The following is a 20,358-nucleotide window of genomic DNA, read 5'->3' as shown; positions in this document are numbered from 1 at the left end:
GTCATGAGCGGCCCTCGCTCTTGGTGACGCCGCCGCGGAACCCTGTCGCGAGCACGTAACGTTCGGAGGAATCCTGGCGGCTGGCGGCGGGTTTCACGTGACGCACGGTTGCGAAGTCGCGCTTCAATTGCGCCAATAGCTCCGCATCGGCGCCGCTCTGAAAGACTTTTGCCAGGAACGCACCGCCGGGGCTGAGCACGTCGCAGGCGAAGGCCGCGGCGGTCTCGACCAGGCCGACGATGCGGAGCTGGTCGGTCTTGCGGTGGCCGGTGGTGTTGGCGGCCATGTCGGACATCACGATGTCGGCGCGGCCGCCCATCATCGCGATCAGTTTCTCCGGCGCGTCATGGTCGAGGAAATCAAGCTGCGCGAAGGTGACGCCCGGGATCTCCCCCATTTCCAGGAGGTCGATCGCGATCACCCTGCCCTTGCCGTCGACAGCGCCGACGCGTTTGGCCGCGACCTGGCTCCAGCCGCCGGGCGCAGCGCCGAGGTCGACGACGGTCATGCCCGGCTTGAGCAGGCGATATTTGTCGTCGATCTCGGTCAGCTTGAACGCCGCGCGCGAGCGATAGCCCTGCGCCTTGGCCTTCGCGACATAGGGATCGTTGAGCTGCCGCTCCAGCCAGAGCTTTGACGACAATTTCCGCTTGCCGCCGCTCTTGACCGTCACGTGCAGCCGGCCGGTCGAATCTTTCGCCATGAATCTGTCTCGATCTCGCTACGGCACGTGCAGGCACGCCTTCAGCGCGCCGTCCTCGCGCATCATCTCGACCAGCATGCCCTCGCGCAGGCCGCGGTCGGCAACCCTGAGCCGGGGCAGCGGGAATGCGTTCCTGACGGCATCGAGGATCGCGCAGCCCGCAAGCACGAGGTCGGCGCGCTCGATGCTGATGCAGCTATTGTTGATGCGCTCCTCATAGCTCATGCCAAGCAGCTTTTGAATCGTCGCGGTCACGTCGGCGTCGTTCATCCAGATGCCGTCGATGCGGCGGCGATCGTAGCGCGGCAGGTTGAGGAATACGCCGGCCAGCGTCGTCACCGTGCCTGATGTGCCCAGCAGATGCATGTCGCGCAAATCCGTGCCGTGCTCGGCCGCGAACGGGGCGACATATTGCGCGACCTCGGCGACCATCCGCAAATACAACTCTTTTGTGACATCGCGACCGCCGAATTGCTCGGCAAGGCTGACCACGCCGAACGGGATCGACATCCAGGACTTGATCCAGGGCGCTGCATCCGGCCTTGCCGGATCGCGCTCGATCCGCACCAATTCGGTCGAGCCGCCGCCGATATCGAACAGGATCGCGCCGCGGCCCCTTGGGTCGAGCAGCGGCGAGCAGCCGATCACGGCCAGCGTCGCCTCGGTCTCGCGGTCGATCACCTCGAGCTTGATGCCGGTCTCCGCGGCGACGCGGGCGCGGAAACTGTCGGCGTTGGCGGCGGCACGGCAGGCCTCGGTCGCTATCAGCCGCAGCCGGCGGGCCCTGCGGTACCGGATCTTGTCGCTGCAGATCGAGAGCGCGGCGATCGCGCGCTCGATCGCGGCGTCGCTGATGGAACCGGTCGCCGAAATGCCCTCGCCAAGCCGGATGATTCGCGAAAAGGAGTCGACCACGCGGAACCCGTCCCCGGTGGGACAGGCGATCAGGAGCCTGCAATTGTTGGTGCCAAGGTCGAGCGCAGCGTAGACGCCGCTTTCGACGGCCGCCGTAGCCAACCCTGACGGGCTCTCGCGGGCCGCAAGGCCGACGCAAGGCCGCGTGTCATCCTTCATCAACACTGTCTTTCCGCCGGCGCAGGCGCCCGCCGAAGAATTTCCCTTCACGGAAACTTTAGCAGCGCCAAAGGCCTACGCAACAAATCATCACACGCGACATGCCTAATCGGGCGTTGTCGCTGAACTCACCCTACGTTATCTGGTCGAAACTCCGCGGAATTGCTCCAAATCGCGGCATTTCAGGTTATTTACCATGCAAGATCACACATCTCCCGCCGCCCTCGAAAATGCCATCGCACTGCAAAAATACGGTGTCGGGCAACCGGTCCGCCGCAAGGAGGACGACACGCTGGTGCGCGGCAAGGGCAAATACACCGACGATTTCGCCCTGCCCGGCCAGGCCTATTGCTGGATGGTGCGCTCCTCCCACGCCCACGGCGTCATCAAGGGGATCGACACCTCGGCGGCCCGGGCGATGCCGGGCGTGCTCGGGGTGTGGACCGGCGCCGACCTCGCGGCCGCCAACTACAACCCCTTCACCTGTGGCATGCCGCTGAAAAGCCGGGATGGCTCCCCACTGCTGCAGACCAACCGCCTGCCGCTGCCGACCGACAAGGTCCGCTTCGTCGGCGACCCCGTCGCCTTCGTGGTGGCGGAAACGGCGGCGCAGGCGCGCGATGCGGCCGAAGCCGTCGAGCTCGATATCGAATCGCTGCCGGCGGTGACGGATGCCGCCGAGGCCGCCGAGCCTGGCGCGCCGCAGCTCTACGACCACATCCCGAACAATGTCGCGCTCGACTACCACTATGGCGACACCGACAAAATCAATGCCGCCTTCGCCGGCGCCGCGCATGTGACCAAGCTTGACATCGTCAACACCCGCGTCGCTGTTGTCTCGATGGAGCCGCGCGTGGCGCTTGCTGCCTACGACAAGACGACCGAGCGCTATACGCTGCAGGTGCCGACGCAGGGCGTTTCCGGCAACAAGGTGACACTGGCAAAAATCCTCAACGTGCCGCCGGAGAAGGTGCGGATCCTGACCGCCAATGTCGGCGGCTCCTTCGGCATGAAGAACCTCAACTATCCCGAATATACCTGCATCGCGCATGCGGCGAAGGAGCTCGGGCGTCCGGTGAAATGGACCGACGAGCGCTCGACCAGCTTCCTGTCGGACAGCCAGGGCCGCGCCCAGCTCATCCATGCCGAGCTCGCGCTCGATGCCGACGGCAAGTTCCTGGCGGTGCGGCTTTCCGGCTACGGCAATCTCGGCGCCTACATCACCGGCGTGGCGCCGGGGCCGCTGTCGCTCAACACCGGCAAGAACCTCGCAAGCGTCTATCGCACGCCGCTGCTCGGCGTCGACATCAAGACGGTGCTGACCAACACCACGCTGATGGGCGCCTATCGCGGGGCCGGCCGGCCCGAGGCCAATTACTACATGGAGCGGCTGATCGATAAGGCCGCCGACGAGATGGGCATCAACCGGCTGACCTTGCGGAAGCGCAATTTCATCAAGCCGTCACAACTGCCCTTCCCGGCTGCGTCCGGCGTCACCTATGACAGCGGCGATTTCCAGGGCGTGTTCGAGAAGGCGCTGGAGATTTCGGACTACGAGAATTTCAGCAAGCGCAAGCGGGAGAGCAAGAAGGACGGCAAGCTACGCGGCATCGCGGTCGGCTCCTATCTCGAGGTCACCGCGCCGCCAAGCGGCGAACTCGGCAAGATCACCTTCGATCCGGACGGATCGGTGACGCTGACCACCGGCACGCTCGATTACGGCCAGGGCCATGCGACGCCATTCGCACAGGTGCTGTCCGACCAGCTCGGCGTGCCCTTCGACAAGATCAAGCTGGAACAGGGCGACAGCGATCTCGTGCGGTTCGGCAACGGCACCGGCGGCTCGCGCTCGATCACCGCGACCGGCCAGGCCATCGTCGAGGCTTCCGCGCTCGTCGTCGAGAAGGGCAAGAAAGCGGCCGGGCATGTGATGGAAGCCTCCGAAACCGACATCGAATTCGCCGATGGCCGCTTCACCATCGCCGGCACCGATCGCTCGATCGGCATCATGGAGCTCGCGCAGCGGATGCGCGAGGGCCAGATTGCCGAGGGCGGGCCCGATACGCTTGACGTCGACCACGCCACCAAGGAGACGCCGTCGACCTTCCCCAATGGCTGCCATGTCGCGGAGGTCGAGATCGACCCGGACACCGGCGTGATCAGGATCGTGCGCTACACCGGCGTCAACGATTTCGGCACCATCGTCAATCCGATGATCGTCGCGGGACAGTTGCACGGCGGCGTCGCGCAGGGCATCGGCCAGGCGCTGATGGAAGAGGTCAATTACGATGCCTCCGGCCAGCCGATCACCGGCTCGTTCATGGATTATGCGCTGCCGCGCGCCGAGGACATTCCGCCCATGGCAGTCGGCGATCACCCCTCGCCGGCAAAGTCGAATCCGCTCGGCACCAAAGGCTGCGGCGAAGCGGGATGCGCCGGCAGCCTCGCGACGGTGGTGAATGCGGTGGTCGATGCGCTGTCGGAATACGGCATCAAGCACATCAACATGCCGTTGACGCCGGAAAAAGTGTGGCGCGCGATCCAGGACGCGAAGAAGGCGGAGGCGGCGTAGGCCGCCCGCCGAGGAGAGGCGAAGGGAGCTCGTAGCCCGGGTGGAGCGCAGCGCAACCCGGGACTTCTGCATCAGCGTTGGCGAGCGGCCCCGGGTTACGCTGCGCTCCACCCGGGCTATGGATCTCCCGTAGAGAGAGGCGAAGAGGCTACGCCGCGGCTTGCTCGCGTGGCTGGTAGATCGCGATGTGCCAGCAATGCGCGAGCGGCGTGGTGCCGTTGGCGACCACGATCGCGTCGAGTTCGACGAAGCGGTGGCCCTTCTTGTCGTAATTGGCGGTGACGCGCGCGCGGGCCGTCAGCTCGTCGCCGGTCTTCGCGGCCGAGAGGAGCTGCATCCGGCTGCCGACGTGAATCCAGGGGCCGAGGATGGCGTTGTCGACGAGCAACTTGTTCATCACTTTCTGCAGCATGCCGGGATGGCCGAGATTTTCGCGCGTGTAGATCGTGTCCGTCTCCCTGATATCGGCGAGATATCCCGTCGCGGCGTCCCCGGCCCAGACGTACGGGCGGGTGCCGAGCCATTTGCCGACTTCGTAGGATGATGCGTTCACCGGCTTGCGCTCGGCGACCGCGGGGACCTCGGTGTAATCCTTGATCGAAACAGCGGGCGCCGCAGTCGGTAGCGACGCGCTGCCGGTGGCGCAAAGCTCTCCGCGGCTGAACACCTCGATCGCCAGCGCGCCGTCGCGCTCCTCGCCCCTCACCTTGGCCTGTTCGCCGTCATAGACCGGCTTAACGAAACGCGCGTCGATCAGGCCGCGCTCGAGGAAATCGCGGCCCCATTTCGCAACCGGCAGGTGCATCATATAGGCCATCACGTCGACGCCGGGGACCAGCCCGCCCGAGAAGCCGTACCGCCGCGCTACCGTGTCGTCATGGATCTTGTTCTCGGACTCTTTCGAGGTGTTATAGGCCGAGACGCGGTGGGTTTGAGGATTGCTCATGGGGTTCCCCTTATTTCAGTTATTTTCTGACAGGATCGTACGCCATCAACCGTCCGTGGCAAGCCTGCGGGCGGCCTCGCAATTTTCCGCCCGATGGGTTACATGCGGCCCACGAATGAACCGCCAAGCCGTGATGCCAACTGAAAACCCCACCCGCATCTATGTCGATGCCGACGCCTGTCCGATGAAGGACGAGATCTATCGTGTCGCGCTCCGCCACGGGCTGCCCGTCAGCGTGGTCGCGGGCAATTTCATCCGTGTGCCGCAGGACCCGCTGATCGAACGCGTCGCCGCCGGTTCCGGCATGGATGCTGCTGATAACTGGATCGCCGAGCGCGCCGGAGATGGCGACATCGTCATCACCGCCGACATTCCGCTGGCAAGCCGCTGCGTGAAGGCGGGCGCGGACGTGATTGCTCCGAACGGCAAACCGTTCACGGAGCAATCGATCGGCATGACACTGGCGATGCGCAATTTGATGACCGACCTGCGCTCGTCGGGCGAGGTCACCGGCGGGCCACGATCATTCTCGCCGCGCGACCGCTCGGCATTCCTCTCGGCGCTCGACACCGCGATCCGCCGCATCCAGCGCCGCCGCGCTGAACAGACCGCAACGGGACAAGGTTGATGGCGCCTCCTCTCATCCAACTCAAGGACATCAGGCTGACGTTCGGCGGCACGCCGCTATTGACGGGGGTCGAGTTGTCGGTGTCGGCCGAAGAGCGCGTGTGCCTGATCGGACGCAACGGCTCCGGCAAATCGACGCTGCTCAAGATCGCGGCCGGACTTGTCGAGCCTGACGCCGGCAGCCGTTTCGTGCAGCCGGGCGCGACCATCCGCTATCTGCCGCAGGAGCCGGATTTTGGCGATCACGCCACCACGCTCGCCTATGTGGAAGCCGGGCTCGGGCCGGGCGATGACCATTATCAGGCGCGTTATCTGATCGAGCAGCTCGGACTGCACGGCGACGAAGATCCCGCCCATCTCTCCGGCGGCGAAGCACGCCGCGCGGCGCTGGCGCGGGTGCTGGCGCCCTCGCCCGACATCCTGCTGCTGGACGAGCCGACCAACCACCTCGATCTGCCGACCATCGAATGGCTGGAGAGCGAATTGCAGAGCCGGCGCAGCGCGCTGGTCCTGATCAGCCACGACCGCCGCTTCCTCACGAATCTGTCGCGCGCGACCGCCTGGCTCGACCGCGGCGAGATCCGGCAGATCGACCGCGGCTTCGGTGCGTTCGAGGCCTGGCGCGACGAGGTGCTGGCGGAAGAAGAGCGCGATCAGCACAAGCTCGACCGCAAGATCGTCAACGAGGAGCACTGGCTGCGCTACGGCGTCTCGGGACGGCGCAAGCGCAACGTCAAGCGGCTTGCCAATCTGCATGCGCTGCGTTCGCAGCGGCGGAATTATCGCGGCACTGCGGGCAGCGCCAATCTCGCTGCTGCGGAGGCAGAGAAATCCGGACGGCTGGTGATCGAGGCGAAGAACATCGCCAAGGCATTCGGTGACCGCAGGATCGTGGAGGATTTCTCGATCCGCATCCAGCGCGGCGACCACATCGGCGTGGTCGGCCCGAACGGCGCCGGCAAGACCACGCTCGTCAACCTGTTGACCGGCGCGGAAGCGCCCGACAGCGGCAGTGTGCGGCTCGGCGTCAACCTGGAGATGGCGACGCTGGATCAGCACCGCGAAAGCCTCGACCCGAAATCGACGCTGTCGGAAGCCCTGACCGGCGGCCGTGGCGACCATGTGATGGTCGGCGGCAAGCCGAAACATGTCGTCAGCTACATGAAGGATTTCCTGTTCTCGCAGGAGCAGATCCGCACGCCGCTGGAGGTGCTGTCCGGTGGCGAGCGCGGCCGGCTGATGCTGGCGCGCGCACTGGCGAAGCCATCGAACCTCCTGGTGCTGGACGAACCGACCAACGACCTCGATCTCGACACCCTCGACGTGCTCGAGGAGATGCTCGGCGACTACGAGGGCACGGTGATCCTGATCAGCCACGATCGCGATTTCCTCGATCGCGTGGTGACGTCGGTGATCGTGCCCGAGGGCAATGGCCGCTGGATCGAATATGCCGGCGGCTACACCGACATGCTGGCGCAGCGCGGCGCGGATTTGAAGCGCGAGGCGGTGAAGACGGCGGTTGTCGAGGAGAAAAAGGAAGCGAAGGCTGCGGCGCCGACGGCCGCACCAAAAAGGCGGCTGAGTTTCAACGAAAAGCATGCGCTGGAGACGCTGCCGAAGACAATCGAGAAGCTGCATGCGGAAATCGCGAAGCAGCAGAAGCTGCTTGACGATCCGAACCTCTACGCGAAGGATCGCAAGACATTCGACGACGCCTCCGCCGCGATCGCCAAGGCGCAGCAGGAGCTTTCGGCAGCAGAGGACCGCTGGCTCGAGCTTGAAGTACTCCGCGAAGAAATTGAACAGGCATAATCCATGACCTCTCCCCTCGCCGCAAAGATCGCCCGTGAACATGGCACGCCCTGCGCCGTGATCGACATGGACCGCGTCGAGCGCAACATCGCGCGCATCCAGGCGGCGTGCGATGCCGCGGGCGTGGCGCATCGTCCGCACATCAAGACGCACAAGAACCCGATGCTGGCGCAGATGCAGATCGCGGCCGGCGCCAAGGGCATCACCTGCCAGAAGCTCGGCGAGGCCGAGATCATGGCGGATGCCGGGATCTCCGACATCCTGATCAGCTACAATTTGCTCGGCGACGAGAAAATGGCGCGGCTCGGCGCGCTGCAGGGCAAGGCAAACGTCACCGTGGCGGCCGACAATTCGGTTGTTGTCGCCGACCTCCCGAAGGCCGCGGCTGCCTCGGGCCGCACGCTGTCAGTCGTGGTCGAATGCGACACCGGACGCAAGCGCGCCGGCGTCGAGACGCCGACTGAGGCGGTCGCGTTGGCGCGGGAGATCGCCGGCAGCAAGGGGCTGCAATTTGCCGGCTTCATGCTGTATCCGACCGAAACCGGCTGGGCGGATGCGCAGAAGTTCTTCGACGAGGCGCTGGCCGGCGTGCGCGCGCACGGCCTTGACGCGGCCATCGTGTCCACCGGCGGCACGCCGAACCTGAAGAATCTCGGCAAGCTGAAAGGTGCGACCGAGCATCGCTTCGGCACCTACATCTACAACGACCGCATGCAGGTCGCCGCCGGCGTCGCCACCTGGGACGACTGCGCGCTGCACATCTATTCGACGGTGGTGAGCCGCGCCGCTACCGATCGCGGCATCCTCGATGCCGGCTCGAAGACGCTGACCACGGACACCGGCGGGCTCGAAGGCCACGGGCTGATCCTCGAACATCCCGAGGCCAAGATCGCGCGCTTTGCCGAGGAGCACGGCTTTCTCGATCTCTCCCGCAGCAACACGCGGCCCAATGTCGGCGACGTCGTCCGCATCGTGCCCAATCACGTCTGCGTCGTCGTCAACATGATGGACGAAGTGGTAATGGTGCGCGGCGAGGAGATCATCGGCACACTGCCGGTCGCCGCGCGCGGCAAGCTGCGCTAGCTGGATCTTTGCCTGAATCTGTCAGGATACGCTGGTCGACCTCAACTCACGAACCAGCACTCCGCGTGTCTGCGACGAAAAGCCGATGGAGAACATCCGGTCGACCGCAGCGCCTATATGACAGAGGCGCTGTCTAGTTCACGCGCTAATCTGGCGCATGTACAACGCTAGCTTGCAGGCATAAATTGCTACGACTGAGTAGCGCCCTACTGCAAAATGCTTTTCATTAGGGAGGAATTGACCGTGGCCATCATCAGGAAAGTGAAGACAGCTCGGGGCACTGAAGATAGAGACATCACACAGCCAACTCTTTCCTACCCCGACACCGACCTTCCGAGAGTGATCGTTGAGGTGTGGAACAACCGTGGACACATATTGGACCGGGACCCCCCCGACAGCAACATTCCGACGAAACAGGCCGTGGCTGAGGCTACAGAACTGATTAATCGAGAAACCGGCATGGCACTGAGGCGTGCCGTCATCATCACCGAAGAAGAGCACGATAATCACTATGCCATGCAAGACGATGACGAAATCGTCTTTGTGCTGCCGAACCTAAGCCGGATAATCAAAGGCTCAAGCCAACATCAGCTTCTCGAATCGGCCAAGCTGCTGATGGCCTGCACGCCGAATGGGATTTAGGCGTCGGCCCTGATGAGCTATCCGAACGCCCGCATTGTAGGCGGGCGCTCGTTTTCTCTCTCAATCGAGCAAAGTGGCTCGTGCTAATCGACAAGCATTGGTAGCATCGCGGCCAGCGCTACATTTCAGCGCTGACTGATCCACAGGGCTTGAAGGTTTGAAGCGAGTGCCCGTGCAAGCACCCTTCATGTTTCTGGGCGTAGGCAAGCACGCCCATGACAATCAAAGCCACTACGACCAATCCGGCTACGAGGTTCTGCACCATGGCTGCCACTCCAGCTCAACTCATGAACAAGGCGACCAGCGCGATCGTGCCCCGGCGCGATCGTGGGGATCAACGCCGGGGCGCGCTTCCTCTCCGCCGACCGGGGCTGGGGGCTGAGTGGTCAAGGAGAGGTCGCGCTGCCAAGGAGAGCACAACCGTCGAACTGATGGCAGTTAAAACTGTGCCGCGCTGCGCAAGAAATCTGGACGTCGTACAGCGCCTTCGGCTGCGATTGCGAGGCTATGTGCAACTAGCGTGGGCTAGCTCTTCGAGAGCGTCGTAATAAAGATCAGAGCCAGAAGGACCACGACGAACCACGCGGGCCGCCTCAAGGGTCCGCGAACCGGCGATCTCACGGTTATGAGCCCGCGAGTTACCCCTGCTCCAGCCCGCATTGATTTGGAGCCGGCTGCCGGAGTTGGACCAACAACCGCCCACCTACGATGCGGGCGCTCTACCTGTTGAGCTAAGCCGACTGAAAACTAGGGTCTGTACTCACAATCCGAGGCGCCCCCGGATCGGGACACGTTGCGGTACTGAAGCGACGGTGTTGTTTAAGCGGGACGAAAGAGATATACAATTCTCGGTAGTATTTTCAAAAAGACGCTCGTTCAGCAATCATCCCGAAGACATACTCATGAAGAGATTGCTCGCTGCAGCCAGCCAACCAGTTGTTGCCGCGGTCGGATTGATATTTTTCATATGTACCATTTGGGGGCTGGTTGTGTTCTTGCGTGCAGACAGGCTCAACAACTGGCTCACTCTCAAACAGATCACCGAGAGGGTGACGATAGATTTGCCCCGCGGAACACCACTTTCGGAAATAGACAGATATTTCACGGAGAATAGGATTGAACATAGCTATATCAAGGACATCAATGAAGTCTATGCGATGATACATTTCATTTGGGGCGGTGGATTTCTGATCCAGAAGGACGCATCGACAAAAATTCAGTTGGACGAAGACCGGAAACTAAAAGTTCTCACGGTAGAACCGGTTTTCACCGGACCATAGTTGACCACAGCCGGCGCCTAGGGCTCGCGGGCAGTGACGGATGGTTGGGATGCAAGATGACCCTGAATTGGAATATGCGAAGCTGAAAGATTCTCTTTCATTTTATATTGAGCGATGTATGCCGGCTGTTGAGGATTTGCCGCCGGACAAACGGCACATAGCCATCCGTGAAGCGTTAGCCTTGTAGGGTGGGCAAAGCGTAGCGTGCCCACCATTCACGGTCGGTACAAGAGAAGGTGGGCACGCTTCGCTTTGCCCACCCTACGCGTCGAGCCACTTCAGCACGCCCTGCCCCGCGGCGACACCGGTCGCAAACGACGCCTGCAATAGATAGCCGCCGGTCGGGGCTTCCCAGTCGAGCATTTCGCCCGCGGCGAAGATGCCGGGCAAACGGCGAAGCATGAAGTTGTCGTCGAGTTCGTCGAATGCAATGCCGCCGGCGGTGGAGATCGCGCGGGCGATCGGCGCGATGGCGGTGAGACGCAGGGGTACGGCGTTGATGAGGCGGGCGAGATCGGCGGGACACTGCGACGGCAGAGACAGGCCTGAGGTTTTTGCCACCTCCTGCAACAAGCCGACGGCGATGGGCGCGAGATTCAGGGCTTTGCGCAAGAAGTTCGAGAAGGATTGCTTGCCTTTCGGCATCGATAGCTTCGTGGTGAGCTCATCGATCGCGAGATCGGGCCGCAAAGCGATATGGAGCGTTGCCTCGCCGTCGTGGAGAATCGCCTCGCGCAAATCGGCCGATAGCGCATAGATGGCGCCGCCCTCGATGCCAGTGCGGGTAACGATCGCTTCGCCGCGCAGTTGCTGCCCGCCAAAACTCAGCGCGACGCCTTTAAGCGGCTGGCCCTCGAAGCGATCGCGGAAGATATCCGACCAGGCAACAGTGAAGCCGGAATTGGCCGGCCGCAGGGGCGAGATCTTCACGCCTCTCGCCGCGAGCACATCCACCCATAATCCGTCAGATCCGAGTCGCGGCCAGCTCGCGCCGCCGAGCGCCAGGATGGTGGCGCGGGCTTTGACCGCGCGTTGTCCTTCCGGCGTTTGAAACAGCAGGCGGCCGTCATTGTCCCACCCGGTCCAGCGATGCCGTAGCAAGAGCCGCACGCCGACGCCGTCGAGCCGGCGCAGCCAGGCGCGCAGCAGCGGCGAGGCCTTGAACGCTTTCGGGAAGACTCGGCCGCTGGAACCGACGAAGGTCGGCTGACCCAGCGCCTCGCACCAGTCGCGCAACGCTTGCGGCGGGAACGTTTCGATGGCGGCCTCAAGATGCGACATCGCCTCGCGATAGCGCGCGAGGAATTTTGGCAGCGGCTCGCTGTGGGTGAGATTGAGCCCGCCACGGCCGGCCATCAGGAATTTGCGGCCGGCCGACGGCATCGCGTCATAGATCGCAACCTGCGCGCCGGCCTGCGCCAACACCTCGGCCGCCATCAGGCCGGCGGGACCGGCGCCGACGACGGCGATGTTTGCTTGGTCTGCAGGCATGGCGTGAGTTTAGAACTCGTCATTCCGGGGCGCTCGCGTCAGCGAGCGAACCCGGAATCTCGAGGTTCCGGGTTCGATGCTGCGCATCGCCCCGGAACGACGGCCTAAAGCTTGATCCCTGCTCTGGCCGCCGCCTGGGCGACGTACTTCTGCGTCTGCTCGAATGCGCCCTGCAACGCCCTAGCCTTCGACATGTCGCTGATCTCAGCGAAATGCGCGGCGATGGCGTCGGGCGTCCATTCGGAGGGCGGCAGGTTGATGCCTTCGGTCTCCAGGATCTTGATCACCGCAAACGAGCCGGCGCCGGCGCCCATGATGGTGCGGGTCGGCGCATCCTCGCTCAGCATATATTCCACTGCCGGCGTGATCGCTTCCGGCTTCATCAGCGCGAGCGCCTGCGGCGGCAGCAGCTCTTCGGTCATGCGGGTCGCGGCCGTCGGCGAAATGGTGTTGACGCGGATGTTGTTCTTGCGGCCTTCCTCGGCGAGCACGTTCATCAGCCCGACCATGCCGGCCTTGGCGGCGCCGTAATTGGCCTGGCCGAAATTGCCGAACAGACCCGAGGACGAGGTGGTCAGCACGATGCGGCCGTAGTTGCGGTCGCGCATGCCGGCCCACGCCGCCTTGCAGCAATAGAAGGTGCCGACGAGATGGACGTCCAGCACCTTCTGGAAGTCCGCGACCTCGAGCTTGCCGAACGACTTGTCGCGCAGGATGCCGGCATTGGCGCAAAGGTCGACGCTGCCCCACTCCTTGGTCGCGCGCTCGATCATCGCCGTGACTTGCTCGAAATTCGAGACGTCGGCGCCATCGGCCATCGCGGTGCCGCCGGCTTTCCGGATTTCCTCGACCACGGTCTCCGCCGGCGACAGCGAGGCGCCGGTGCCGTCGCGCGCGCCGCCGAAATCGTTGACGACGACCTTGGCGCCGCGGCTCGCGAGCCCCAGCGCGTGCGCCCGTCCGAGACCATTGCCGGCGCCGGTGACGATGGCGACGCGTCCGTCAAACCTGATTGTCATGAAGTGTGTTCCCGGTTTGTCATGCCCGGGCTTGACCCGGGCATCCATCAAAAATCAGAGCGTTTTGAGCAGCGATGGATGGCCGGGTCAAGCCCGGCCATGACGGCCGGAGTTCTAGGCGAAGTAGATCAGGGCGAGCCAGTCGGCGACCAGCGCCGGCTTCTCTTCGCCCTCGATCTCGACGGTGACATTGGTGCGCGACGCCAGCTCGGTCGGCTTGCGCAGCTTGGCCTCGGCAAGTACGAAACGGCCTCGGACGCGCTTGCCGGAGCGCACCGGCGAGATGAAGCGCAGCTTGTCGAAGCCGTAGTTGACGCCCATCGTCGTGCCCTGGATCACCGGCATCACCTGATACGACATGATGCTGAGCAGCGACATCGTCAGGAAACCGTGCGCGATCGTGGTGCCGAACGCGGTTTCCTTCGCGCGCTCGGGATCGACATGGATGAACTGGTGATCTTCGATCACGTCCGCATAGGTGTCGATCCGCTGCTGATCGATTAGGTGCCAGGCGGACACGCCGATCTCTTTGCCGACCATGCCCTGATACGTTTCCAGCGACACGGGCGGCTTCGTCCAGACTTCGTTCATTCGCTAATTCTCCGATCCCGGATTGCGCACCCGCTGCAGCTCCGGGAATTCTTCCTCGCGGAACTCGACGCCACGCAAACTGTCCTCGCGATTATCCTCATGTTCGAGCCGGCGCAACTGCACGCGGCGGATTTTTCCGGAGATGGTCTTGGGCAGCTCGGTGACGAGCTCGATCTTGCGGATGCGCTTGAACGGCGCGAGGCGCGTGTGCAGATGCCCAAAGATCGACAGCGCCGTCTCCGGCGTGCGCTCGACGCCTGCGGCCAGCAGCACATAGGCCTTCGGGATCGCGAGCCGAATTGGATCGGGGCTCGGCACGACGGCGGCTTCCGCGACCGCCTCATGCTCGAGCAGAACGCTCTCTAGTTCGAACGGGCTGATGCGGTAATCGGATGACTTGAACACGTCGTCGGTGCGGCCGACGAAGGTCAAATACCCCTCCTCGTCGCTGAACACGACATCGCCGCTACGATAGATCGCGCCGTCGGCGCCCGAGAGCTTGCCGTCATCGCCCTGATAGCCCTGCATCAAGCCGGCGGGCCTGTCGGCACCGAGTACCAGTGAGACCTCGCCTTCCCGGGTCGGATTGCCGTCGAGATCGGTGATCTCGACGCGATAGCCGGGCAGCGGCCGGCCCATCGAGCCGATCTTGACCTTCTGGCCCGGCGAATTGCCGGCAAGCGCAGTGGTCTCGGTCTGCCCATAGCCGTCGCGAATGGTCAGGCCCCATGCCGCCTGCACCTGATCGATCACCTCAGGGTTGAGTGGCTCGCCGGCGCCGCAGACTTCGCGGAGCGACACCTTGAAGCTCGACAGCTTCTCCTGGATGAACAGGCGCCACACCGTCGGCGGCGCGCAGAGCGTAGTGACGCCGCAGCGGCCGATGGTTGAAAGCAGCGACTTGGCGTCGAAGCGCGGCTGGTTGACCACGAACACGGTCGCGCCGGCATTCCAGGGCGCGAAGAAGCAGCTCCAGGCGTGCTTGGCCCAGCCGGGCGAAGAGATATTGAGATGTACGTCGCCCGGCTGCAGGCCGATCCAGTACATGGTCGAGAGATGACCGACCGGATAGCTGCGCTGGCTGTGCCGCACCAGCTTTGGCTTGGCCGTGGTGCCCGAAGTGAAATAGAGCAGCATCGGATCGTCGGCCTTGGTCGGTCCGTCAGGCGTGAAGGTTTCCGACGCATCCGCCGCCCGCTCGAACGGCAGCCAGCCGTTTTGCTGCGACGTCGCGCCGACCACGATGCGCACGAGCTTGTCGCTGCCGAGATCGGCAAACTTCCCGACCTGATCCTGCGTTGCGATTACCGCCCTCGCCTTGCCGCGGTCGAGCCGGTCGCGCAATTCGTCTGACGTCAGCAGCGTGGTCGCAGGGATCACGACGACGCCGAGCTTCATCGCGGCCAGCATGGTCTCCCACAGCGGCACGACATTGCCGAGCAGAAGCAGCAGATGATCGCCGCGCTTCAATCCTTGCGCGCGCAGGAAATTCGCAACCTGATTGGAGCGGCGCGACAGCGTGGCGAAGGAGAGCTTCGTCTCACGGTCGCTGCCGGCATCGACGATCCACAACGCCGCGCGGTCGCGGCTGTCAGGATTTTGCGCGAGCTCCGCATCGAACCAGTCCAGCGTCCAGTTGAAGGGCACCGGATCGGGCCAGCGGAAGCTCTTTACCGCGGTCTCATAGTCTGTGCGGTGCTGAAGCAGAAACGCGCGCGTTTCCTGAAAGGTCGTCATCAGGTCATTCCCTCCGCGCCCTCGTGGTCGCTAGACCGTAGCCCGGATGGAGCGAAGCGCAATCCGGGGCCGGTCGCGCCAGTGGACGAAGCTGTCCCGGATTTCGCTTCGCTCCATCCGGGCTACGAGCAAAGTTATTTTCCGGCGAGCGCCCTAACGTGCTGGATAATTCCGGAAAAGTCGACCCCGCCGTTACCAGAGGCATCGAACGCCTTATAGATTTCCTGGGCATGCTTGCCGAGCGGCGTGACCGCACCGGCGGTGTTGGCGGCGTCCTGCGCGAGCGTCAGATCCTTCACCATCAGGTTCGCGGCGAAGCCGGGCTTGTAGCCGTTATTGGCGGGCGAGGTCGGAACCGGGCCCGGCACGGGGCAATAGCTCGTGATCGCCCAGCACTGGCCTGACGACGTCGAGGCGACGTCGAACAGCGCCTGATGCGAGAGCCCGAGCTTCTCCGCCAGCACAAACGCTTCGCCGACGCCGATCATGGAAATGCCGAGGATCATGTTGTTGCAGATCTTGGCCGCCTGCCCTGCGCCGGGGCCGCCACAATGCACGATCTTCTTGCCCATGTTCTCGAGCACGGGCTTGGCCGCGGCGAACGCCTTCTCCTCGCCGCCGCACATGAAGGTGAGCGTCGCCGCCTTGGCGCCGCCAGTGCCGCCGGAGACCGGCGCATCTACCGACAACACCCCATACTTCGCCGCAAGCGCATGCGCTTGTCTGGCGCTTTCGACATCGATGGTCGAGCTGTCGATGATGAGCGCCCCCTTGGTCACCGCAGGCAGGACCTCGTTCCACACCGACAGCACGTGCTTGCCGGCCGGCAGCATGGTGATGACGATGTCGGCACCCTTCACCGCGGCGACGCTGCTCTCTGCGATCGCAGCGCCATCACCCTTCGCCTGATCGCGCGACGCCGCCACCAGGTCGAACGCCGTCACCTTGTGGCCGGCTTTTACCAGATTGGCAGCCATCGGGCCGCCCATGTTGCCAAGGCCAATGAATGCGATCGTTGCCATCTCGATGTCCTCCCCGTCCTGTCTTCTATTTTTCGAATGTCAATTCGTCGGCGCCGATCTCGGCGAAGTATGGCGCCAGCATCTCCGCGGTCACGTCCTCGACCCGCGGCGGCGACCATTTCGGATTGCGGTCCTTGTCGATCACGGCGGCGCGCACGCCCTCGCGAAAATCGTCGCTGGCGAACACCGCGAGCGCGGCGCGATATTCCCGCACCAGGCATTCCTCCAGCGAGGACGACGTGCGTGCCAGCCGCAACAGCTTCAGCGTCACCACCATGCCGCGCGGCGACTTCTCGTTCAGCACCTTCAACGTCGACAGCGCGAACTCCGAGCCGTCGCGCTGCAGCGATGCGATGATGTTTTCCATGCGATCATGCGCGAACCAGGAATCGATCCTGGGCTGCATCGCCGCGGCAGGACCTGATGTCTCGCCGGTCGCAAAGCCGTCGATCAGTTTCCTGACCTCGGCGTGTGTCACACCGGCGCCGACCTTCGTCAGCGCCGCGCGCAATTCGGGCAATTTCGACGACGGCACCTCGGCGTCGGCGAATTTCGCATAGATCGCATCGGGCCCGTTCATGGTCTGCCCGGTCAGGCCAAAGTAAGCGCCGACTTCGCCCGGTGAACGCGACAACAGCCAAGTGCCGCCGACGTCAGGAAAAAAGCCGAGGCCCACTTCGGGCATCGCCAGTTTCGTGCGCTCGGTGACGACACGGTGCGAACCGTGGCCGGACAGGCCGACGCCGCCGCCCATCACCAAACCATCCATGAACGCCACGTATGGCTTCGGATATTTCGCGATCCGCGCGTTCATGATGTATTCCTGGCGCCAGAACCGCTTGCCGAGATCGTCTCCCGCCTTGGAGCTCTCATAGAGCCCGCGGATGTCGCCTCCAGCGCAGAGGCCGCGTTCGCCGGCGCCTTCCAGCAGCACGACGGCAACAGCATGATCGGCCTCGAACTGGTCCAGCGCCGCGTCGATGCCCTCAGACATCTCCAGCGTCATGGCATTGATCGCCTTGGGACGGTTGAGGCGGATCACGCCCGCCGCCCCTTCGCGGCGAACGATCAGGTCGCCTTCATCCTGCACGGCAGCCGTCATCGCGCTCCCTCAATCAACTTCCGCGCCACGATCAGCCGCATGATCTCGTTGGTTCCTTCCAGGATCTGGTGCACGCGCAAATCGCGCACGATTTTCTCGACGCCATATTCGCTGAGGTAACCGTAGCCTCCGTGGAGCTGCAGCGCCTGGTTGGCGACTTCAAAACCGACATCGGTGCCGAAGCGCTTTGCCATCGCGCAAAGCTTGGTCGCCTCGGGATCCCTACGGTCGAGCGCGGCGGCGGCGCGCCAAAGGAAGGTGCGCGCGGCCTCCAGCTCAGTCGCCATGTCGGCGACGCGGAACTGCAGCGCCTGGAATTCATCGAGCCGCTTTCCGAAGGCCTTGCGGTCCTTCATATAGGCGAGCGCCTTGTCGAGCGCACTCTGCGCGCCGCCGAGCGAACACGCGGCGATGTTGAGCCGGCCGCCGTCGAGCCCGGCCATCGCGATCTTGAAGCCGATGCCCTCCTCGCCGAGCCGGTTCTCGACCGGCACGCGCGCGTTCTCGAAGATCACCGCGCGGGTCGGCTGCGCATTCCAGCCCATCTTGCGCTCATTGGTGCCGAGCGAGAGGCCGGACGTGTCGGCGGGAATGACCAATGTCGAGATGCCGCCGGGGCCGTCGCCGCCGGTGCGGACCATCACCACATAGAGATCGCCGCCGCCGGCGCCCGAGATGAACTGCTTCTGGCCGTTCAGCACATAATGATCGCCGTCGCGCACCGCGCGGGTACGCAGCGCCGCGGCGTCCGAACCCGAGCCCGGCTCGGTCAGGCAATAGCTCGCCAACAGCTCCATGGTGCAGAGTTTTGGCAGCCACTTCTGTCGCTGGGCGTCGTTGCCGAAGGCATCGATCATCCAGGACGCCATGTTGTGGATGGAGATGTAAGCCGACACGGTCGGACAGCCGGTCGCGGGCGCCTCGAAGATCAGCGCCGCGTCGAACCGCGTCATCGCTGAGCCGCCGACATCGTCCTTGATGTAGATGCCGCCCATGCCGAGGGCCGCCGCTTCCCGCATCACGTCGACCGGAAAATGCTTCTCCTCGTCCCAGCGCAGCGCGTGCGGCGCGATCTTCTCCGCCGCAAACGCCCGCGCCATGTCGCGAATGGCTATCTGGTCCTCGTTCAGAGCGAACTGCATAGCGCCCGCCTCGCGCGAGGTCACTTCATCGTCGGGATCGAGAACTCCGCACCTTCCTTGACGCCCGACGGCCAGCGCGAGGTGACCGTCTTGGTCTTGGTGTAGAAGCGGATCGAATCCGGGCCGTGCTGGTTGAGGTCGCCGAAGCCAGACTTCTTCCAGCCGCCGAAGGTGTAATAGGCGATCGGCACCGGGATCGGCACGTTGACGCCGACCATGCCGACATTCACCTTGGCGGCGCCGGTCATCGGCTCGAAGACGTCGGCCGTCCGGCCCGAGGTGCCCTTGACCTCCTTGCCACCGATGAAATGTCCGATTGAACGCATGAAAACCTCCCTGGTCCCGGCCGAACGCCTGATCCGCACCTAGATCGCTTTACAAACCCTATCGACCCGCATTTTATGGGATTCAAGTCCGATAAATTGCACCATAGATGTGCGGAAATGCTGGATCAAGGCGGCGCGATCGACTGGGATGATTTTCGCTTCGTGCTCGCCATCGTGCGCGGCGGATCGGTGTCGGCTGCGGCAAAACAACTCGGCGTCGATCATGCCACGGTGATCCGCCGTGTCGACCGGCTGGAGCATCACCTTTCGGCGAAGTTGTTCGACCGCCGCAAGACCGGCTACCTTCTGACCGAAGCCGGCCAGCGCGTCGCCGACAGCGCGGAGGCGATGGAATCGACCATCGTCGCCAACCAGGAGGCGGTCGGCGGCTCGCGCGCGCATCTGACCGGCACGGTACGGATCGGCGCGCCCGACGGCTTCGGCAGCCACTTCCTGGCCTCGCGCCTGGTTAAATTCACCGACCGGTATCCCGATGTCGATCTGCAGTTGGTGGCGACCGCGCGATTGTTCAGCCTGTCGAAGCGCGAGGCCGATATCGCGATCAGCCTGTCGATGCCGAAGGAAGGCCGCATCGTCGGCCGCAAATTGCTCGATTACAGCCTCGGCCTCTACGCGGCGCCCGCCTATCTCGACCGCGCGCCGAAGATCACCGCGCGCAGCGATCTGCCGACGCATCGCTTCGTCGGCTATATCGATGAACTCTTGTTCACGCCCGAGCTCGACTATCTGCCGCAGGTCTCGCCGAAGATCTCCGCCAAATTCCGCAGCGCCAATCTGATCGCGCAGCTTAACGCGACCATCGCCGGCTACGGCATTGCGGTGCTGCCGCATTTCATGGCAACGGCGCATCCGGAATTGCGTCCTGTGCTGCCGGACGAGGTGCGGATCTCACGCACCTTCTGGCTGTTGATGCACGCCGACAGCAAGGACCTCGCCCGCATCCGCGCGGTGGCGGATTACATCTACGAGACGGTCGAGGACGAGCGCGCGCTGTTCAATGGGTATGAGCCGCCCGCCACAACAACACCGCGTCGTCCCGGCGAAAGCCGGGACCCATATGTGGACGGCCCCCGTGGCACAAGAGCTTTTGAGGTGATCGGATCGCTGCATCCATATGTCCGGCCTGTTTGATGCGATCGGATGATCGCTGGCCAAGATGGGATGCGCG

19 protein-coding genes and 1 tRNA gene are annotated in these 20,358 nt (G+C 63.9%); 8 read left to right on the top strand and 12 right to left on the bottom strand.

All coding sequences use genetic code 11. The features are described 5' to 3' along the window. Position 1: 1 nt before the first annotated feature. On the bottom strand, positions 2–703 hold the full coding sequence (locus AAFX91_RS11225; RefSeq protein ID WP_394566479.1) for an RlmE family RNA methyltransferase: 702 nt from the start codon (positions 701–703) through the stop codon (positions 2–4). An 18-nt stretch (positions 704–721) separates the two neighbouring features. Then, entirely contained in the window at positions 722–1,777 is a 1,056-nt protein-coding gene (locus AAFX91_RS11220) for a Ppx/GppA phosphatase family protein (RefSeq protein ID WP_394566478.1), read from the bottom strand. Positions 1,778–1,973: 196 nt separating this feature from the next. Between AAFX91_RS11220 and AAFX91_RS11215 the strand changes: the two genes are divergently transcribed. After that, a complete protein-coding gene (locus AAFX91_RS11215; RefSeq protein WP_394566477.1) occupies positions 1,974–4,349 on the top strand; it encodes a xanthine dehydrogenase family protein molybdopterin-binding subunit in 2,376 nt (791 codons plus the stop codon). A gap of 148 nt (positions 4,350–4,497) precedes the next feature. Here AAFX91_RS11215 and AAFX91_RS11210 read toward each other — a convergent pair whose 3' ends face one another. Next, positions 4,498–5,295, bottom strand: coding sequence for a hypothetical protein (locus AAFX91_RS11210; protein ID WP_394566476.1), 798 nt, complete (start codon positions 5,293–5,295; stop codon positions 4,498–4,500). Between the two features lie 115 nt (positions 5,296–5,410). Between AAFX91_RS11210 and AAFX91_RS11205 the strand changes: the two genes are divergently transcribed. The 4 genes from AAFX91_RS11205 (at position 5,411) to AAFX91_RS11190 (ending at position 9,459) form a co-directional block, all read left to right on the top strand. After that, the gene (locus tag AAFX91_RS11205; RefSeq protein WP_394566475.1) at positions 5,411–5,923 is read left to right on the top strand and encodes a YaiI/YqxD family protein; all 513 of its coding nucleotides are present in this window, start codon (positions 5,411–5,413) and stop codon (positions 5,921–5,923) included. Beyond that, entirely contained in the window at positions 5,923–7,734 is a 1,812-nt protein-coding gene (locus AAFX91_RS11200; protein WP_394566474.1) for an ABC-F family ATP-binding cassette domain-containing protein, read from the top strand. Before AAFX91_RS11205 ends, AAFX91_RS11200 begins: the two co-directional genes overlap by 1 nt. A 3-nt stretch (positions 7,735–7,737) precedes the next feature. Next, positions 7,738–8,817, top strand: coding sequence for a D-TA family PLP-dependent enzyme (locus AAFX91_RS11195; protein WP_394566473.1), 1,080 nt, complete (start codon positions 7,738–7,740; stop codon positions 8,815–8,817). A gap of 243 nt (positions 8,818–9,060) precedes the next feature. After that, a complete protein-coding gene (locus AAFX91_RS11190; protein ID WP_130579716.1) occupies positions 9,061–9,459 on the top strand; it encodes a hypothetical protein in 399 nt (132 codons plus the stop codon). Positions 9,460–10,124: 665 nt separating this feature from the next. On the opposite strand, the gene AAFX91_RS11185 is transcribed toward AAFX91_RS11190, so the two are convergent. Next, positions 10,125–10,200, bottom strand: a tRNA-Thr gene (locus AAFX91_RS11185). A gap of 161 nt (positions 10,201–10,361) precedes the next feature. Between AAFX91_RS11185 and AAFX91_RS11180 the strand changes: the two genes are divergently transcribed. Then, positions 10,362–10,739 carry a hypothetical protein gene (locus tag AAFX91_RS11180; protein ID WP_394566472.1) on the top strand — a complete coding sequence of 126 codons (378 nt, stop codon included), beginning with the start codon at positions 10,362–10,364 and terminating at the stop codon, positions 10,737–10,739. A 49-nt stretch (positions 10,740–10,788) separates the two neighbouring features. Then, positions 10,789–10,926 (top strand): hypothetical protein, encoded by a 138-nt coding sequence (locus AAFX91_RS11175; RefSeq protein ID WP_394566471.1) that lies wholly within the window; start codon positions 10,789–10,791, stop codon positions 10,924–10,926. 74 nt (positions 10,927–11,000) lie between these two features. Here AAFX91_RS11175 and AAFX91_RS11170 read toward each other — a convergent pair whose 3' ends face one another. From AAFX91_RS11170 to AAFX91_RS11135, 8 genes are all read right to left on the bottom strand, one after another. Continuing rightward, positions 11,001–12,230 carry an NAD(P)/FAD-dependent oxidoreductase gene (locus AAFX91_RS11170; protein ID WP_394566470.1) on the bottom strand — a complete coding sequence of 410 codons (1,230 nt, stop codon included), beginning with the start codon at positions 12,228–12,230 and terminating at the stop codon, positions 11,001–11,003. Positions 12,231–12,334: 104 nt separating this feature from the next. Next, positions 12,335–13,249 (bottom strand): SDR family NAD(P)-dependent oxidoreductase, encoded by a 915-nt coding sequence (locus AAFX91_RS11165; RefSeq protein WP_394566469.1) that lies wholly within the window; start codon positions 13,247–13,249, stop codon positions 12,335–12,337. A 114-nt stretch (positions 13,250–13,363) separates the two neighbouring features. After that, the gene (locus tag AAFX91_RS11160; protein WP_394566468.1) at positions 13,364–13,840 is read right to left on the bottom strand and encodes a MaoC family dehydratase; all 477 of its coding nucleotides are present in this window, start codon (positions 13,838–13,840) and stop codon (positions 13,364–13,366) included. 3 nt (positions 13,841–13,843) lie between these two features. After that, on the bottom strand, positions 13,844–15,577 hold the full coding sequence (locus tag AAFX91_RS11155; protein ID WP_394566467.1) for an AMP-binding protein: 1,734 nt from the start codon (positions 15,575–15,577) through the stop codon (positions 13,844–13,846). A 134-nt stretch (positions 15,578–15,711) separates the two neighbouring features. Then, a complete protein-coding gene (mmsB, locus tag AAFX91_RS11150) occupies positions 15,712–16,599 on the bottom strand; it encodes a 3-hydroxyisobutyrate dehydrogenase (protein WP_130582776.1) in 888 nt (295 codons plus the stop codon). Positions 16,600–16,624: 25 nt separating this feature from the next. Next, positions 16,625–17,701, bottom strand: coding sequence for an enoyl-CoA hydratase/isomerase family protein (locus tag AAFX91_RS11145; RefSeq protein ID WP_394566466.1), 1,077 nt, complete (start codon positions 17,699–17,701; stop codon positions 16,625–16,627). Beyond that, positions 17,698–18,843: an isobutyryl-CoA dehydrogenase gene (locus AAFX91_RS11140; RefSeq protein ID WP_394566465.1), complete on the bottom strand. Its 1,146-nt coding sequence runs from the start codon at positions 18,841–18,843 to the stop codon at positions 17,698–17,700. Before AAFX91_RS11140 ends, AAFX91_RS11145 begins: the two co-directional genes overlap by 4 nt. Positions 18,844–18,863: 20 nt before the next feature. Beyond that, positions 18,864–19,169 carry an aldehyde dehydrogenase family protein gene (locus AAFX91_RS11135; RefSeq protein WP_394566464.1) on the bottom strand — a complete coding sequence of 102 codons (306 nt, stop codon included), beginning with the start codon at positions 19,167–19,169 and terminating at the stop codon, positions 18,864–18,866. Between the two features lie 117 nt (positions 19,170–19,286). Between AAFX91_RS11135 and AAFX91_RS11130 the strand changes: the two genes are divergently transcribed. Further along, positions 19,287–20,321: a LysR family transcriptional regulator gene (locus AAFX91_RS11130; RefSeq protein WP_394566463.1), complete on the top strand. Its 1,035-nt coding sequence runs from the start codon at positions 19,287–19,289 to the stop codon at positions 20,319–20,321. The last annotated feature ends 37 nt before the right edge of the window (positions 20,322–20,358 follow it).

Origin of the sequence: Bradyrhizobium sp. 31Argb (assembly GCF_043638955.1) — a bacterium.
Lineage (GTDB): Bacteria > Pseudomonadota > Alphaproteobacteria > Rhizobiales > Xanthobacteraceae > Bradyrhizobium.
This window is presented reverse-complemented; position numbering and strand designations above follow the sequence as displayed.